The organism is Nonomuraea sp. NPDC023979 (assembly GCF_040639085.1).
Lineage (GTDB): Bacteria > Actinomycetota > Actinomycetes > Streptosporangiales > Streptosporangiaceae > Nonomuraea > Nonomuraea ceibae.
Genome location: NZ_JBEZZG010000005.1, coordinates 21,334 through 35,878, shown reverse-complemented (window position 1 = coordinate 35,878; position 14,545 = coordinate 21,334). Strand labels below are relative to the sequence as shown.

16 protein-coding genes are annotated in these 14,545 nt (G+C 73.2%); 11 read left to right on the top strand and 5 right to left on the bottom strand.

Annotated elements, in window-relative coordinates; translation table 11 throughout:
- Positions 1-50: 50 nt before the first annotated feature.
- A complete protein-coding gene (locus tag AB0G11_RS11755; RefSeq protein ID WP_357585962.1) occupies positions 51-530 on the bottom strand; it encodes an ATP-binding protein in 480 nt (159 codons plus the stop codon).
- Positions 531-665: 135 nt separating this feature from the next.
- Here AB0G11_RS11755 and AB0G11_RS11750 point away from each other — a divergent pair, with 135 nt between their 5' ends.
- From AB0G11_RS11750 to AB0G11_RS11740, 3 genes are all read left to right on the top strand, one after another.
- Entirely contained in the window at positions 666-1,070 is a 405-nt protein-coding gene (locus AB0G11_RS11750) for a hypothetical protein (protein WP_219502745.1), read from the top strand.
- Positions 1,071-1,100: 30 nt separating this feature from the next.
- Complete coding sequence (locus tag AB0G11_RS11745; protein ID WP_357585482.1) at positions 1,101-2,195, top strand: serine hydrolase domain-containing protein; 1,095 nt, start codon at positions 1,101-1,103, stop codon at positions 2,193-2,195.
- Between the two features lie 88 nt (positions 2,196-2,283).
- Entirely contained in the window at positions 2,284-3,444 is a 1,161-nt protein-coding gene (locus AB0G11_RS11740) for a hypothetical protein (RefSeq protein ID WP_219502749.1), read from the top strand.
- Here the strand turns inward: AB0G11_RS11740 and AB0G11_RS11735 are convergent.
- Positions 3,393-3,773: a cupin domain-containing protein gene (locus AB0G11_RS11735; RefSeq protein WP_219502750.1), complete on the bottom strand. Its 381-nt coding sequence runs from the start codon at positions 3,771-3,773 to the stop codon at positions 3,393-3,395. The two genes, AB0G11_RS11740 and AB0G11_RS11735, sit on opposite strands and share 52 nt — an antisense overlap.
- A 70-nt stretch (positions 3,774-3,843) precedes the next feature.
- Between AB0G11_RS11735 and AB0G11_RS11730 the strand changes: the two genes are divergently transcribed.
- The 3 genes from AB0G11_RS11730 to AB0G11_RS11720 are packed head-to-tail and all read left to right on the top strand — an operon-like array spanning position 3,844 to position 6,902.
- Positions 3,844-4,794 (top strand): helix-turn-helix domain-containing protein, encoded by a 951-nt coding sequence (locus tag AB0G11_RS11730; RefSeq protein ID WP_357585480.1) that lies wholly within the window; start codon positions 3,844-3,846, stop codon positions 4,792-4,794.
- 26 nt (positions 4,795-4,820) lie between these two features.
- Positions 4,821-5,624: an alpha/beta hydrolase gene (locus tag AB0G11_RS11725; protein ID WP_357585478.1), complete on the top strand. Its 804-nt coding sequence runs from the start codon at positions 4,821-4,823 to the stop codon at positions 5,622-5,624.
- Positions 5,625-5,630: 6 nt separating this feature from the next.
- Positions 5,631-6,902 (top strand): SpoIIE family protein phosphatase, encoded by a 1,272-nt coding sequence (locus AB0G11_RS11720; RefSeq protein ID WP_357585476.1) that lies wholly within the window; start codon positions 5,631-5,633, stop codon positions 6,900-6,902.
- Here the strand turns inward: AB0G11_RS11720 and AB0G11_RS11715 are convergent.
- The gene (locus tag AB0G11_RS11715) at positions 6,889-7,599 is read right to left on the bottom strand and encodes a helix-turn-helix domain-containing protein (RefSeq protein ID WP_357585474.1); all 711 of its coding nucleotides are present in this window, start codon (positions 7,597-7,599) and stop codon (positions 6,889-6,891) included. The genes AB0G11_RS11720 and AB0G11_RS11715 overlap by 14 nt on opposite strands.
- 78 nt (positions 7,600-7,677) lie before the next feature.
- Positions 7,678-8,940 (bottom strand): FAD-dependent monooxygenase, encoded by a 1,263-nt coding sequence (locus AB0G11_RS11710; RefSeq protein ID WP_357585472.1) that lies wholly within the window; start codon positions 8,938-8,940, stop codon positions 7,678-7,680.
- Positions 8,941-9,154: 214 nt separating this feature from the next.
- Between AB0G11_RS11710 and AB0G11_RS11705 the strand changes: the two genes are divergently transcribed.
- The 3 genes from AB0G11_RS11705 to AB0G11_RS11695 all read left to right on the top strand — a co-directional run bounded on the left by AB0G11_RS11705 (position 9,155) and on the right by AB0G11_RS11695 (position 11,962).
- A complete protein-coding gene (locus tag AB0G11_RS11705; RefSeq protein ID WP_357585470.1) occupies positions 9,155-10,150 on the top strand; it encodes a hypothetical protein in 996 nt (331 codons plus the stop codon).
- Between the two features lie 86 nt (positions 10,151-10,236).
- On the top strand, positions 10,237-10,641 hold the full coding sequence (locus AB0G11_RS11700; RefSeq protein WP_357585468.1) for a hypothetical protein: 405 nt from the start codon (positions 10,237-10,239) through the stop codon (positions 10,639-10,641).
- 46 nt (positions 10,642-10,687) lie between these two features.
- The gene (locus tag AB0G11_RS11695; protein ID WP_357585466.1) at positions 10,688-11,962 is read left to right on the top strand and encodes an alpha/beta hydrolase; all 1,275 of its coding nucleotides are present in this window, start codon (positions 10,688-10,690) and stop codon (positions 11,960-11,962) included.
- A 176-nt stretch (positions 11,963-12,138) separates the two neighbouring features.
- Here AB0G11_RS11695 and AB0G11_RS11690 read toward each other — a convergent pair whose 3' ends face one another.
- Entirely contained in the window at positions 12,139-13,095 is a 957-nt protein-coding gene (locus AB0G11_RS11690; protein ID WP_357585464.1) for a cyclase family protein, read from the bottom strand.
- Positions 13,096-13,218: 123 nt separating this feature from the next.
- On the opposite strand from AB0G11_RS11690, the gene AB0G11_RS11685 reads away from it, so the two are divergent.
- Together AB0G11_RS11685 and AB0G11_RS11680 are read left to right on the top strand one after the other, a co-directional pair.
- Positions 13,219-13,791 (top strand): RNA polymerase sigma factor, encoded by a 573-nt coding sequence (locus AB0G11_RS11685; protein WP_219502770.1) that lies wholly within the window; start codon positions 13,219-13,221, stop codon positions 13,789-13,791.
- Entirely contained in the window at positions 13,784-14,545 is a 762-nt protein-coding gene (locus tag AB0G11_RS11680) for a CU044_5270 family protein (RefSeq protein WP_219502773.1), read from the top strand. The genes AB0G11_RS11685 and AB0G11_RS11680 overlap by 8 nt, the downstream gene beginning before the upstream one ends.

Sequence of the window (14,545 nt, the reverse complement as noted above, 5' to 3'; positions counted from 1 at the left end):
GGCAGTGGACCAGCCGTCGCTTGCGCGCCGCCTGCAGCCCGCATGAAGCGTCAGGCGGCCGGGTCGTAAAGGGCGAGCTCGTCAGCGTCGGGGGCCTGGAAGAGCTTCGCGTACGCCTCCAGCAGCTCGCGGCCGATCGGGACCGTCGCCGGCGCGCCCTCCCTGACGCGGGCCTCCAGGCGGCGGCACAGCTCGTCGAGCGGCGCGGCGAGGTAGCGCAGCTCGACGGGGACGCCGAGCGCACGCGCGCGCAGCCGCTTCTCCTCGCGTTCGGCCCGCGTCCAGAAGCCGAACTCCAGCACCACGGTCTGCCCGTGCCTCAGCAACTCCTCGGCGTGCCGCGAGAACCGCCGCTCCAGCCGTTCGCGCACGGCCTCGTCGAACAGGTCCACTCCCAGATCGGCCAGCCATTCGTCCGGGCACAGCCGCACCGCCGGGATCTCCCGCGCCAGCCGCCTGGCCAGCGTCGTCTTCCCCGCGCCGGGCAGCCCGCACAGCAGGATCAGCCTGGGCCCCGGGCCCGTGTCCATCGGCACCACACCGACAGCATGGCAGCGATCCCGGGTGTCAGCGGCCGTGTCAGCGCGAAGGCGGCCCGCTATCAGGGCGGCCCGCGATGGTTGAGCCATCACCCGGAACCACTCCAGGAAAAGGAACCCGCCACCATGTCGATCACCCTCACCGACCAGGACCAGCTCACCCTCCGCGTCGCCGCCTGGGGCGCCGTCTCGCTGATGTCCGCCGCCGGCGCCGCCGGTTCGGCCCACAGGGTCGCCACCGAGGGCTCCATCGCGCTGACCTCGGCGACCGGCCCGGTCGGGCACGTGCTCGCCAAGGCCCCCAAGGGCGTCAAGTACGGCAGGACCGTCGCCGAGCTGGCCGACCAGGTGCTGCCCGCGCTGACGGAGTCGATGCGCCTGCTCGACCGGCAGGACCCGGCCGAGGCGGCCAACTTCCGCGGCACCGTCCTCGTCGCCGTGGACGCGGCGGCCCAGATCCACAAGGGCACGCCCAGCCCCGCCCTGGCGGACATGGCCCGCAAGATCACCCAAGCCCTCGACGCCGCCTGACTTCACCCCACGCGAAGGAGCCACACCGCCATGTCTTCCCCCATCCAGCAGGACCGCCCGGAGCTGCGGAAGGTCATCCAGGAGATGGTCGATTCCGGATTCGTCGGAGTGTCGCTGCGCGTACACGACGAGCGGGGCACGTGGACCGGCAGCGCCGGAGCGAGCGAGCTGGGCGGCACCGCCCGGCCGCCCGCCGGCGGACACGTGCGGATCGGCAGCAACACCAAGACCTTCACCGCCACCGTGGTGCTGGGACTGGTGGCCGAGGGCCGCATCGCCCTCGACACCCCGGTCGACGACCACCTGCCGGAGTTCGGGCTCGACCGGCGCATCACGGTGCGGATGCTGCTCCAGCACACCAGCGGGATCTTCAACTTCACCGGCGACTTCGACCCCGACGGCACGTACGTGCCCGGGATCCCCGCCACCACCGCAGGCCAGGAGTGGGTGGAGGGCCGGTTCACCACCTACGCGCCCGAGGAGCTGGTACGGGTGGCGCTGGCCAAGCCGGCCCGGTTCGAGCCGGGCGCCGGCTGGAGTTACTCCAACACCAACTACGTGCTGGCCAGGCTGCTGATCGAGCAGGTCACCGGCCGCCCGGTGGCCGAGGAGATGCGGCGGCTGATCCTGGACCCGCTCGGCCTGACCGGCACCCTCCAGCCGACCGCCGAGACCGGCGTCCCCGCCCCGCACGCCCACGCCTACTACCGCTACGAGGAGGACGGCCAGGCCCGGACCGTCGACGTCACCGCGCAGAACCCGTCGTGGATCTCCAGCGGCGGCGACATGATCTCCACCACCGCCGACCTGCACACGTTCATCTCCGCGCTGGTCGGCGGCAGGCTCCTGCCCGCCGAGCTGCTGGCCGAGATGCTGACGCCGGAGTCCAAGGCCGGCTACGGCCTGGGCGTGTTCGTCCAGGAGGTGCCGGGCGGCGGCACCGTCATCACCCACAACGGCGGCATGGCCGGGCACGCGGCGCTGATGTACAGCACCCCCGACGGCGGCACGACCCTCACCGCCGCCCTCAACTACGTGGACGACGCCGCCCTGTCGCTCGGCCCGGCCTTCCAGCAGGCGACCCAGCGCCTGGTCACCGAGGTCTTCGGCACCCCGGCTCCCTAACGCGTACCGTAAGATGACAACCACGAAGAGTAGTTTCGCCGGGCTTCCCCCGCCACCACCGGACCGGCCGCGAAGAGGGGAAACCCGGGTGACCACGACTCCGTACGCATCGTCGCCGTTCAGCTATGTCTCCGAGCCGCCCGCCGCCCCCAACGCGATCGCGGAGCTGATGCCGGGGGTCCGCAACCTGCTGCGGCACGTCCAGCTCCGGCCGGACGACCGGGTCCTGATCCTGACCGAGCACACCGCCGACCCGGTCGTGATCCAGGCCGTCGCCGCCGGCGCCGCCTACGAGGGCGCGGACGTGCGCATCCTGTCGGTGCCGCCGTTCAGCCCCGGCGGGTGGGACGCCGAGCCCTCGCTGCAGGTCGAGGTGGCCGCGGTCGGCCAGGCCGACGTGGTCATCAGCGCCACCTGGTGGGCCGAGGTGCACACAGCGCCGCTCTTCTTCGACCAGGTCATGGCCATGCCCGTGCGCTTCGCGTCGCTGCACATGGCCGCCACCGCGGGGGCGTTCCTCACCGGGGCCCGGTTCCCCAACGAGCTCTTCTACGCGCTCAAGCAGCGCGCGCTGAGCCGACTCACCGAGGCGGGGACGATCCGGGTGACCTCCGCCTCGGGCACGGACCTGACCATGTCGGGGCTCACCTTCGCCCCCGACGGCGGCCCGATCCAGACGGGCACCTGGCAGCCCTTCCCGTACGGCGGCGCCAACTTCTGGCCGACCCACACCGAGGGCGTGCTCGTCGTCGAGGACTCCACCTTCACCGGGGTCCCGGACGAGCCCGTACGGGTGACGCTGCGGGACAACCGGGTCAGCGCGATCGAGGGCGGGGCGGCGGCCGAGCAGATCCGCCGCCGCGCGCCGGGCGGCTACTACATGCGGCACGCGCTCATCGGCCTCAACCCGAAGGTGCGGATCGCCGGCGGCACCCAGTTCGAGCGCGAGAAGCACGCGGGCGCGTTCTACTGCGGCCTCGACGCCCTGACCGGCGGGGTGGCGGAGACCACCGCTCCGGGGTTCGCGCACTGCGACTGCCAGATCGACCGGCCGACGGTCCACCTCGACGGCGAGCCGTTCGTGGACCGGGGACGCCTGCTCCTCCTCGACGATCCGGACCTGCGGGAGGTCGCCGCCCGGTTCGGCCCGCCGGACGTGCTTCTCGACGACAACCCGCTGCTGATCCTGCCCGCCCGCTACGCCGGAGGCCGGCTGGCGCCGGAGTCGAGGCCGCTCACGCCCGCCTGATCCAGGGGGCCGGCGAGGATGCTGATGCCCAGCATGCGGGCGCCCGTCTCGGTGCGGGGGCGGTGCGTGCTGCCCGGCGCGAACACCACGTAGCTGCCCGGCCCGAGCCGCCGGCCTCGGTCGACGAACTCTCCCGAGATCACGTAGTAGCGTTCCTCGCTCTCGTGGACGTCGACCTCGGGCCACTCGGCGCCGGGGGCGAAGTCGTACATCCAGCCGCGGGCCCAGGCGGTCGCCGGGAGCCGCCGCCGGATGATGCCGGGGACGACCTCGACGGGTTCGACCTCGTCGACGTTCAGGACCTGCATGTCAGGGGAGTCGTGCGTCATGTCCCCATCGTGGTGAAGGCAACCGTACGGGGCCAGTGTCACGATTGTCTCCTACAGGTATTTTCTTGCCATGCGGATGCATCGGGTGGTGGCGCTGGTCCTGCCGCCGCAGTCCACGTTCGAGCTGGCGTGCGCGGCGGAGGTGTTCGGCCTGTCGCGCCCCGGCCTGCCGGGGCGGTACGCGTTCACCGTGTGCGCCGAACGGCCCGGGGCGGTGCCGACCCTGGCGGGCTACGACATGGTCGTCGGCCAGGACCTGTCGGCACTCGGCGCGGCGGACACGGTGGTGGTCCCGGGCTGGCACCGCCACCGGGAGCCCGCCCCGCCCGCCGTGCTCGACGCGCTGCGCGGCGCGCACCGGCGTGGCGCCCGGATCGTGGCGATCTGCTCGGGCGCCTTCCTCCTGGCCGAGGCCGGGCTGCTGGACCACCGCAGGGCGACCACGCACTGGAGGCTCGCCGGCGCGCTCGCCGCCCGCTTCCCCGACGTGCGGGTCGAGCCCGACACGCTCTACGTCGACCTGGGCGACGTCGCCACCAGCGCCGGCACCGCGGCGGGCATCGACCTGTGCCTGCACCTGGCGCGGACCGACCACGGCGCCGCCTACGCGACGCACCTCGCCCGGCACATGGTCATGCCCCCGCACCGCGAAGGCGGGCAGCTCCAGTACAGCACCGTGCCGCCCGCCGCTCCCCCGTCGCAGTCGCTGGCCCCCGTCCTCGACTGGGCCGCCGAACGCCTGCACGAGCCCCTCACCCTCGACGACCTGGCCGGACAGGCCGGGATCGCGCCCCGGACGCTGGCCCGCAGGTTCGCCGGCCAGCTCGGCGTCAGCCCCGGCCGCTGGCTGCTCCAGCAGCGCGTCACGGCCGCCCGGACGCTGCTGGAGGAGACCGACCTGCCCGTGGAGACGATCGCCGCCCGCGTCGGCCTCTCCTCGGCCGCCAACCTCCGCAGGCGCTTCCACGCCCTGGTCCGCACCACCCCGGCCGCCTACCGGCGCTCCTTCCGCGGGCTCTGACGTGCGCGGATGTGATAATTCGGGTTATGGACGTGCGGAGCAGGAACAACGTCCGGATCATCGGACCGCAGGACGGGCGGGTCGTCATGCTCGCCCACGGATTCGGCTGCGACCAGAACCTGTGGCGGCTGGTCGCGCCCGTCCTCGCCCAGGAGTTCCGGGTGGTGCTGTTCGACTACGTGGGCTCCGGCCGCTCCGACCTGTCCGCCTGGAGCGAGGAGCGGTACGCCACCCTCCACGGCTACGCCGCCGACGTGCTCGACATCTGCCGCGATCTCGACCTGCGCGACCTGGTGTTCGTCGGCCACTCGGTCAGCGCCATGGTCGGCGTGATGAGCGCGGCGCGTGAGCCCGGCCGGTTCGCGGGCCTGGTGCTGCTCGTCCCTTCACCCCGCTACGTCGACGACGAGGGCTACCGGGGCGGGTTCAGCGCCGAGGACATCGACGAGCTGCTCGCCTCCCTGGAGGCCAACTACCTGGGCTGGTCGGCCACCATGGCGCCGCTGATCATGGGCAACCCGGACCGGCCGGAGCTGGGGGAAGAGCTGACCAACAGCTTCTGCCGCACCGACCCGAACATCGCCCGGGCGTTCGCGCGCGCCACGTTCCTCAGCGACAGCCGCGCCGACCTGGCCGGCGTCCAGGTGCCGACGCTGATCCTGGACTGCGCCGAGGACATGATCGCCCCGCGCGAGGTGGGCGCGTACGTGCACCAGGCGATCACCGGCAGCCGGCTCGTCACGCTGGCGGCCACCGGCCACTGCCCGCAGCTCAGCGCCCCCGACGCCACCGCTGCCGCCATCGCCGCCTTCACCCGTGAAAGCATGTGACGCGGTGTGACGGCGAAAGACCATCCGGAAGAACCGGAGTTCGCGGCGCTGCTGGAGGACAGCCCCGTGGACCTGTACGAGAACGCCCCCTGCGGCTACGTGTCCACGCTGATGGACGGCCGGATCGTCAAGATCAACCAAACGCTGCTGACCTGGCTCGGCCGCGCCCGTGACGAGGTCGTCGGCCGGATGCGCTTCGCCGACCTGCTCACCGTCGGCGGCAAGCTCTACCACGAGACCCATTTCGCCCCGCTGCTGCGCATGCAGGGGGAGATCGGCGGCATCGCGCTGGAGCTCAGGACCGCGGCCGGGGAGCGGCTGCCGGTCCTGGTGACCTCCAAGGTCAGGGTGGGCCCCGACGGCAGGCCGCTGCTGATCCGCAGCACCGTCTTCGACGGGGGCGACCGGCGTGCGTACGAGATCGAGCTGTTGCGCGCCCGCGAGGAGGCCGAGACCGCCCGCGCCCTCGCCGACCGGGCGCGCGAGGCCGCCCAGGCCGAGCGGCGGCGGCTGCAGGACGTGCTCGCCACGCTCCGGCGCAGCCTGGTGCCGCCGGCGCTGCCGGACGTGCCGGGGCTGGAGGCCGTCGCCCACTACCACACGGCCTCGCCCGACGACCTGGGCGGCGACTTCTACGACCTCTACCCGCTGGGGGACGGGCGCTGGGGGTTCTTCCTCGGCGACGTGAGCGGTCACGGCCCCGGCGCCGCGGCCGTCGCGTCGCTGGCCCGCTACACGCTGCGGGCCTCCGCCATGCACGACCCCGACCCCACGAGCCTCCTGGCCATCCTCAACACCGCCATGTACGACCGCCAGGTCGACGAGGAGACGTACTACTGCACGGTCATCGCGGGCATGCTCACGCGCACCGGCGACGGGTTCGCGGTGACCTTCGCGGGCGGCGGTCACCCGTCGCCGATCCTGCTGCGTGCCGGGGGCGGGGCCGACTACCTGCCGACGACCGGCGGGGTGCTCATCGGCCTGCTGCCCGAGGCGCCCTCGGTCACCGTGCACGCCGAGCTGCGGCCGGGCGACACGCTGCTGTTCTACACCGACGGGCTGATCGAGGCGCGCACCGCCGACGGCTCCGGCGACGACGGCCGCTACGGCGACCAGGCCCTGCTCGCCTTCGCCGGGCGCATCGCCCCGGCCACGCCCGCTGCGGCCATCGCGGCCATGACGGGGCTGCTGGAGGAGCTGGGCGAGGGCGTCGACGACGACACCGCGCTGCTGGCCCTGGGCGTGGCGCCGGACCGGGACGCGCCTACTCGCGCTTGACGGCGAGCAGGGAGAGCAGGATCTCGCGCTTCTCGCGCAGCAGCCGCAGCCCTTCCGCGGCGGTCGCGTGGACGTCGGCCGCGCTCGCCCGCTCGCCTCCCAGCAGGGCCGTCACCGTCGCGGCCATGACGGCGTCGGCGTCGGCGACGGTGATGCCGCCCGGGGCGCCCCCGCTGGTGGCCGAGTCCAGGAACCCGGCCATGACCGCCCGCAGCGCGTACGCCTGCGCGTCCAGCGCCCAGTCGGCGCGGGCCAGGCGGTGCTCGCGCCACACCGGCAGCACCGTGAACATCAGCGCGGCCGGGCCCACGTGGACGAGCAGTTCCTTGGTACGCGGATGCCCGGCCAGCACGCCGAGCAGGTCGCCGTCGTTCGCCTGGAGGGCGCGCATGAACGGGCGTTCGACGGCGTTGCGGATCAGGCGGGGACAGAAGCGCTGCGGCCGGGCCAGGTCCGGATCGGCGCTCAGGGCCGCGATGTCGGCCTCCAGCACCTCCAGGAACTCCCGGGCGAACAGGTCGATGAGCAGGTCTTCCTTGGTCGCCCAGTACAGGTACGCGGTGCCCTTGCCGACGTGCGCCTTCTCCGCGATCTCGGCCACGGTCACGCCCTTGACGCCGCGCCGGAGCACCAGGTCCCGGGTGACGGCCAGGATCCGGGCGGCCTTGTCCGAGTCGTGGTCCGCCGGGCGTTTCATCGTTCGCTCCCGTTGCCGCTGCCGAAGGGGTGTGCGAACGATTGTGCCGTGCCGGCACGCGCTCGCACGCCATCGGCGTCACACCCGCGCGGGTCGTCGCCCGCCGAGGGGCTGCCGGACGAGGCCGGGGTGGGCGAAGTCCGTCTCCTTCGTCCGGGCGGCCTTGCCCCTGGACTGCCACAGGACGAACAGCGAGGAGGTCACCGGCAGCTTGCTCGCCCGCAGCATCACGCGGCGCAGCGCCAGCTCGTACCGGGTGGCGGGGACGAACAGGCTGCGCATCTGCATCCCGTTGCCCTGGAAGTACTCGATCGTGGGACGCAGCCGCCGTTCCCAGCGGGTCAGCGCCTCGGTGACGCTGCCGGGGTGGCGGGACAGCATGGTGCCCAGCAGGTCGGCCCCCGCCATCCCGGCCGACGCCCCCATCCCTGCGTACAGGCTCACGCACCAGGCCGCGTCGCCGACGAGCACCACCCGGCCGCGGTGCCAGCGGTCCATCCGCACCTGCTCGACCGAGTCGAACAGCACCTGATCGGCCGACTCCAGCCTGTCGAGGGCCGCTCCCAGCGCGGGGCCGGCGGGCTCCGGGCCGAACGCCGCGCGTACGCGCTCGGCGACCGTCGAGGTGAACTCGGCGTCCACGTCGTCGGTACGGTAGCTCAGCAGCACCATCGGCGGCCGGTGCCGGAACGGGAAGATCCACATGGACCGCCCCGGCTCGGTCAGGACCACGGAGTCGCCCTGGCCGAACCCCGGGAGCGGGCCGGTCAGCTGGAAGGCGACGGCCATGTAGTTCATCCGGCGCAGATACGCCTCGTGCGGCCCGAACACCAGCCGGCGCACGGTGGAGCGCAGCCCGTCCGCGCCGACGACCAGGTCGAAGCGCTCGACGGTCGAGGTGTCCGTGACGGTGTCGGTCAGCGTCACGTCCACCCCGCCGGCGTCCTGCTCGATCCGCGCTGGGACGGTGGAGTAGCGGATCTCCACGTCCGGCGGCAGCGCGGCGAACGCGGCCTCCTCCACGTCGCCGCGCGTCATCACCCACGGCCGGCCGGGGAAGTCCTTGAAGCTCAGCCCGGGCCGCCGCCTGCCGGAGCGGTCGATGTCGTAGCTGGCGCCGTCGGCGCCGCGATCGGTCATCGCGTCCAGGACGCCCAGGCGGCCGGCGGCGGCCCGGCCCGCGCCGAACAGCGCGATGAAGTGCCCGCCCTGCCGCCTTTCCCGGGCGCGCTCGACGATGACCGGCTTCCAGCCGATCTGCCGCAGCCGCAGCGCGGTCGCGATCCCGCTGATGCCCAGCCCGACGACCAGGACCCGGCGATCTTGCTTCGTGATGTCCATGATTCCACGGTACGACCGACTGACCATTTCGCTCATTCGGTCAGAATGTGATGTGCGCCACGTCCATCGGGCGTCGCGGGCCCGCGCCTCGTCCGGGATGCCGCGGCCACGTCCGGCTCAGGGACGGAGCCGCCGCCGGGTTCTCGACATCCGGCCACGAGATCGGCGCATTCAGGGAGATGCCCGCCCCCGCCGATCGCGATCGACTGGTGTCATGACAGGCAGAATCGTGATGGCGGCGATGCTGGTCGTCGCCGCGTTCGTCGCCACGCCCCAGGCAGCGGCGGCGGCCGGATCGGCGTGCACCTGGCGGATGCAGGCCCTTCCGGCGCCCGCGGGCTCGACGCAGCACCAGGTCCAGGCCACCGACCACCACGGCGGCTACTCCGGCAGCGCCTACTTCCCCGACTCCGGCTGGCACATCATCTCCTGGAAGAACGGCCAGGTCATCGACTACGGGTCGTCAGGCCACGGCGCCGACCGGGTCGTGGCCCAGAACGGCGACGGCACCATCGCGGGACTGTCCGTGACGGGCCTGTGGCAGGCCTCGGCGATCTCCTTCCGCATCCGCGACGGCCGGCGGGAGCGGCTGACCCCGCTGCCCGGCGCGGAGCTGAACAGCCGGGCCTTCGGGATCACCGGCAACGGCGACGTGTACGGCCGCGCCGTGGTCTGGGAGGGCAGGACCATGACCCACGTGGTGGTGCGCTGGCCGTACGACCGGCCCGGCGTCGTCGAGGAGGTGACGGGCCTGCCCGAGGACATGAGGGTGGTCGGCGTGGACCACGACGGCACGCTGCTGATGGAGCGCAGCTCGGCCGATCCGTGGCCGCACCTGTGGCGTGACGGCCGGCTCATCCGCCTGTCGGAGCCGCCGGACCTGCAGTTCGGGTACGCCCTGACGATCTCCGACGGGCTCGTGGCCGGGTCGCTCCGGGTGGGCTCCGAGCCGAACCGCCCGGCGTACTGGGACCGGGACGGGCAGCCGCACCTGATGCCCGAGGGCGCGCGGGCCGAGCAGATCAACAGGAACGGGCTCGTCGTCAGCGCGCTGACGGCCACGCCGTACCAGGTCTGGCGGTTCGGGACGCCGGTGGGCGAGCTGCCCGGCGCGGCCTCCGTCACGACGGTCGGGGACGACGACACCATCGGCGGCGCGACGACCGGCCCGAACCACCTGCCGGCCGCGGCCGTCTGGCGCTGCTCCTGAGATTCGCCCAGGCAAAGTGCTCACTCGTTGAGCACTTTGCCTGGAAGCATGGATCTCACAAGCCGCCGAACGGACGTCCTCACGGGATGGAAGGGCTGACCACGATGACCGACACCGCCCAGACGCTGAACGCCCCGACGCTGAACGCCCTGATCCTGGACGACGCCGCCGCCTGGCGGGCCTGGCTCGCCGAGCACCACGACAGCGCCCGCGACGTCTGGCTGCTGATCGCCAAGAAGAACAGCCGCGCCAGGACCGTCACCCTCGACGAGGCGCTGGACGAGGCGCTGTGCCACGGCTGGATCGACAGCCACCGCCGGGCCTACGACGGCGACTACTACCTGCAGCGCTACTCGCCGCGCGCCCGCCACAGCCCGTGGTCCCGCATCAACGTCGCCAAGGCCGAGGCGCTGACGGCCGCCGGCCGGATGCGCCCGGCGGGCCGCGCCGCGATCGAGGCCGCCAAGGCCACCGGCCGCTGGCCCAACTAGCGGGTCTATACATTGAGTGTATAACCCTGAGGTATAGTCGCTCGGCATGAGTCAGATGATCCACCGCCAGACCCGGGCCACCCCCCGCGCGGCGCGCCGGCCCTGGCGGCTCACCGCTGCCGCCGGGCTCGTCCTCGCCATCACCGCCACCGGTCTCGGAGTCGGCCCGGCCGCCCCCGCCCCCGCCTTCGCCCTAACCGGCCCCGCCTTCGCCGGCAGCGCCTTCGCCGGCAGGGCCGCGAGCGCCGCCGAGCCGCACCTGCCAGCGCCCACCGGCTCCCGGCCGGTCGGCACCACGTCCCTGCACCTCAAGGACACCTCGCGCGCCGACCCCTGGGTCCCCAGCGCCAAGGCCCGCGAGCTCATGGTCTCGCTGTGGTACCCGGCCAAGGCGCCGGGCCGCCATCGCGCGCGGTACATGACGCCCAAGGAGTCCGAACTGCTTCTCAAGGACGGGGGCCTCACCAGCATCCCCGCCGACACGCTGAGCAAGGTGCGCACCAACGCCTTCACCGACGCCCGCCCCGCGGGACGCGCCCGCAGCCTGCCCCTCGTCGTGCTGTCCCCCGGGCACAGCAAGCCCAGGTCCGAGCTGACGGCCCTGGCCGAGGACCTGGCCAGCCGGGGGTACGTGGTGGCCGCCGTCGACCACACGTACGAGAACGTCGCCCAGACCTTCCCCGACGGGCGGGTCACCACCTGCGTCACCTGCGAGATGAAGAAGGACCCGGCCGTCTGGCAGAAGCTGGGGAAGGGACGGGCCGCCGACGTCTCCTTCGTCCTCGACGAGCTGACCGGGGCACGCCCGAAGTGGAAAAGGGCGCGCCTGATCGACACCTCCAGGATCGCCATGTCCGGCCAGTCCGTGGGCGGCGCGAGCGCACTCGCGGCCCTGGCCGCCGACCGCCGGCTGCGCGCCGGCATCGACGTCGACGGCAGCGTGGAGACCGTGCTCCCCAAGGCGGGACTGTCCCGGCCGTTCCTCCTACTGGGCAAGCCCGCCACGTTCACGCCCGGACAGCCCGGCTCCGCCGCCAGCTGGGAGCGCGTCTGGGCGGGGCTGCACGGCTGGAAGCGCTGGCTGCTCGTGACCGGCGCCGCCCACACGTCCTTCACCGACCTCGGCGTGCTGGCGGACCAGATCGGCTTCGACGACGGCTCCGACATCTCCGGCGTCCGCGCCCTGGCCATCACCCGTCAGTACGTGGCGGCCTTCTTCGACCAGCACCTGCGCAAGAAGCCGCAGCCCTTGCTGGACAAGCCCTCGGCGAGCTACCCCGAGGTCACGTTCTGCACCCCGGAAAAGAAGACCTGCGCCTAACCCCGGCGACAGCCGAACGTCCCCGCACGAGAACCCCGCGCGGCGACCATCCCCCGTCCCCGAAGTCTCGGTGTGCACGTCGAAGTAGACCGGGTGTTCCAGGAGGCTGACGACGTAGCCGCCCACGGCTCATCCCCGCAGAAGTGGTGTGGTCGTCGGGCTGTGGGAGGGCGGCGTCAGAAGGTGGCGATCGGGTTGACCGGGCTGCCGGAGGTGCCGGCGAAGCGGACCGGGGCGACGGCGAGGTGGAAGTCCCACTGGCCGAGTTCGGCGGCCGTGGCCGCGCACGCCTCCAGGTCGCAGTTGTCGAGCATCCACAGCCCCATCGCGACCAGGCTCACGGCGTGAACCGGCATCAGCACGTCGTCGTACCCCGACGGCTGCACGTCCTGGGGGGTGTCGGCGCCGATCAGCGCGACCTCCCGTTCGTGCAGCCACGGCAGGCTGGCGGCGTGCCATCCGGCCTGCGTGAAGCCTCCGGCCACGCCGCTCTCGTGGCGGAGGCGGCCGTAGCCGGTCCGCAGGAGCACCGCGTCGCCGGCTCGTACGCGCACGCCCTGGCGACGCTCGGCCGCCTCGAGGTCGTCGGGGAAGACGCCCTGGCCGGGTTCGAGCCAGGGCACGTCGCGGACGGCGGCGACGTCCAGCAGGACGCCGCGGGTGACGATCCCGTTCGCCGCCGCGGTGACGGACGCCCACGCCGATCCGGTCGCGGCGTCGACCAGCGCGTGCGGGCGCCCGTTGTACATCGTGCCGTCCCAGAGGATGTGGCACGGCGAGTCGACGTGGGTGATGGTGTTGCCGTGGAACATGAGGCCGAGCCGCTCGGTGGAGAAGCCCCAGCGCCGGTCGTTGCGGAATCCGGGCGCCGGCATGTTCTCGGCGCCCGGCATGTCGGCGGCGCACGGGCACGCGGTCGTCGCCCGCTCCATGTCCTCGGGCACGGCGACGTCCCATGCGCATGACACGCTCCTGCCGTGGCGCACGGCCCGGGCCGCCGCCAGCCGGACGTCGTCGGTGATGTGGTTCAGGGTGCCGAGCTCGTCGTCGTCGCCCCACCGGCCCCAGTTCGACAGCGTGTCGAAGTAGCCGAGTACGTCGTCCTGTGTGGGCATCGGTCGCTCTGCCGTCATCCCGGCAGGCTATCCCGCCCGTCCTCCCGAGTCCCGGTGATCGGCACATGAAGCGACCCGCGTGAAAGGAACCCGGGGCATCGGGTGATAAACGATGACCATTGATGCATCGGAAGGCAGCACATGACGGCGGAGGCCATCCTGACCCCTGTGCCCTGGGCGGCCCGCGCGCGAGGGGCGCTCGACGCTGAACGGTTCGAGGAGGTGTTCGGCACGTACTACGGGGAGATCCACACGTACGTCGCCCAGCGGCTCGGCCAGGACCACGCCGAGGACATCGTCGCGGAGACGTTCTTCACGGCGTACCGCAAGCGGGCGCAGTACGACCCGGACCGCGCGAGCGTCCGGGCCTGGCTGTACGGCATCGCCACGAACCTCATCGGCAAGCACCGCCGCCTGGAGGCCCGCACCCTGCGCGCCCTGGGCCGGCTCGGTCCCGAGGCCGACTCCCCGGGGCACGAGGACTCCGTGGCCGTCCGCGTCAGCGCCCAGAGCCTGCGCCCGGAGCTGGCCGCCGCCCTGGCCGAGCTGGCTCTGCGTGACCGCGACGCGCTGCTGCTGGTCGCCCTGGCCGGGCTGAGCCACGAGGAGGTCGCCAACGCGCTCGGCATCCCGTACGGCACCGTCGGTTCCCGCCTGAACCGGGCGAGGAAGAAGCTGCGGGCCCGGCTGGGCGGGGTGGCCGACCGTGGATGACCTCGTACGCGATCTGTACGGCGAGCCTCGCCCGGACCCGCAGGCCCAGGCCAGGGTGTGGCGGCAGCTGGCGGCCCGGCGCAGGCGCAGGCGGCTGCCGTGGCTGGCGGTCCCGGTCGTGGCGGCGGCGCTCGCGCTGTTCCTGATCGTCCCTGGCGCGCCCGAGCAGCCGCTGCCCGGCCGGTCGATCCTGCTCGCGGCGGCCACCACGGCGGCGTCCACGTCGGCGGAGGGCACGTACTGGCACGTCAGGAAGCTGCGCGACGGCACGAGGGAGACCGAGCTCTGGGCGACCAGGGACGGCCGGGCGTGGATCTCGGAGGGCGGCCGGGTGACCCGGGTCGAGGGCGGGTCACCGTTCAGCATGGCGGGGCGGGCCATGACGTACGCGCAGATCCGGGACCTGCCGGCCGACCCGGCGGCGCTGCGGGAGCGGGTGGCCGCGATGCTGCCGGACGCGGGGCTGCTCGCCGACGCGCTCGGCGGGCTGCTCTGGACCAAGCCGTCGCCGCCGCAGGTCCGCGCCGCCGCCTACCGCGCGCTCGCCGACCTGCCCGGCGTCCGCTACCTGGGCGAGCGTGCGGACGCGCGCGGGCGTCGCGGTGCGGCGTTCTCCTTCGGGCTGCCGTCGGGCGCCCGGCGCACGCTGATCATCGACCCGGCCACCTCGCAGGTGCTGTCGAGCACGGACGACCGGGCGGGACGTTCCGAGATCGTCCTGGTGGCCGGCTGGACGGACCAAGGCCCCCGCTGA

What these genes read in the sequence shown, in the direction of transcription:
- AB0G11_RS11690 (WP_357585464.1), bottom strand. Translation starts at nt 13,095, where the DNA reads ATGACGGCAGAGCGACCGATGCCCACACAGGACGACGTACTCGGCTAC.
- AB0G11_RS11705 (WP_357585470.1), top strand. Translation starts at nt 9,155, where the DNA reads ATGACAGGCAGAATCGTGATGGCGGCGATGCTGGTCGTCGCCGCGTTC.
- AB0G11_RS11710 (WP_357585472.1), bottom strand. Translation starts at nt 8,940, where the DNA reads ATGGACATCACGAAGCAAGATCGCCGGGTCCTGGTCGTCGGGCTGGGC.
- AB0G11_RS11735 (WP_219502750.1), bottom strand. Translation starts at nt 3,773, where the DNA reads ATGACGCACGACTCCCCTGACATGCAGGTCCTGAACGTCGACGAGGTC.
- AB0G11_RS11745 (WP_357585482.1), top strand. Translation starts at nt 1,101, where the DNA reads ATGTCTTCCCCCATCCAGCAGGACCGCCCGGAGCTGCGGAAGGTCATC.
- AB0G11_RS11755 (WP_357585962.1), bottom strand. Translation starts at nt 530, where the DNA reads ATGGACACGGGCCCGGGGCCCAGGCTGATCCTGCTGTGCGGGCTGCCC.
- AB0G11_RS11715 (WP_357585474.1), bottom strand. Translation starts at nt 7,599, where the DNA reads ATGAAACGCCCGGCGGACCACGACTCGGACAAGGCCGCCCGGATCCTG.
- AB0G11_RS11700 (WP_357585468.1), top strand. Translation starts at nt 10,237, where the DNA reads ATGGAAGGGCTGACCACGATGACCGACACCGCCCAGACGCTGAACGCC.
- AB0G11_RS11730 (WP_357585480.1), top strand. Translation starts at nt 3,844, where the DNA reads ATGCGGATGCATCGGGTGGTGGCGCTGGTCCTGCCGCCGCAGTCCACG.
- AB0G11_RS11695 (WP_357585466.1), top strand. Translation starts at nt 10,688, where the DNA reads ATGAGTCAGATGATCCACCGCCAGACCCGGGCCACCCCCCGCGCGGCG.
- AB0G11_RS11685 (WP_219502770.1), top strand. Translation starts at nt 13,219, where the DNA reads ATGACGGCGGAGGCCATCCTGACCCCTGTGCCCTGGGCGGCCCGCGCG.
- AB0G11_RS11725 (WP_357585478.1), top strand. Translation starts at nt 4,821, where the DNA reads ATGGACGTGCGGAGCAGGAACAACGTCCGGATCATCGGACCGCAGGAC.
- AB0G11_RS11750 (WP_219502745.1), top strand. Translation starts at nt 666, where the DNA reads ATGTCGATCACCCTCACCGACCAGGACCAGCTCACCCTCCGCGTCGCC.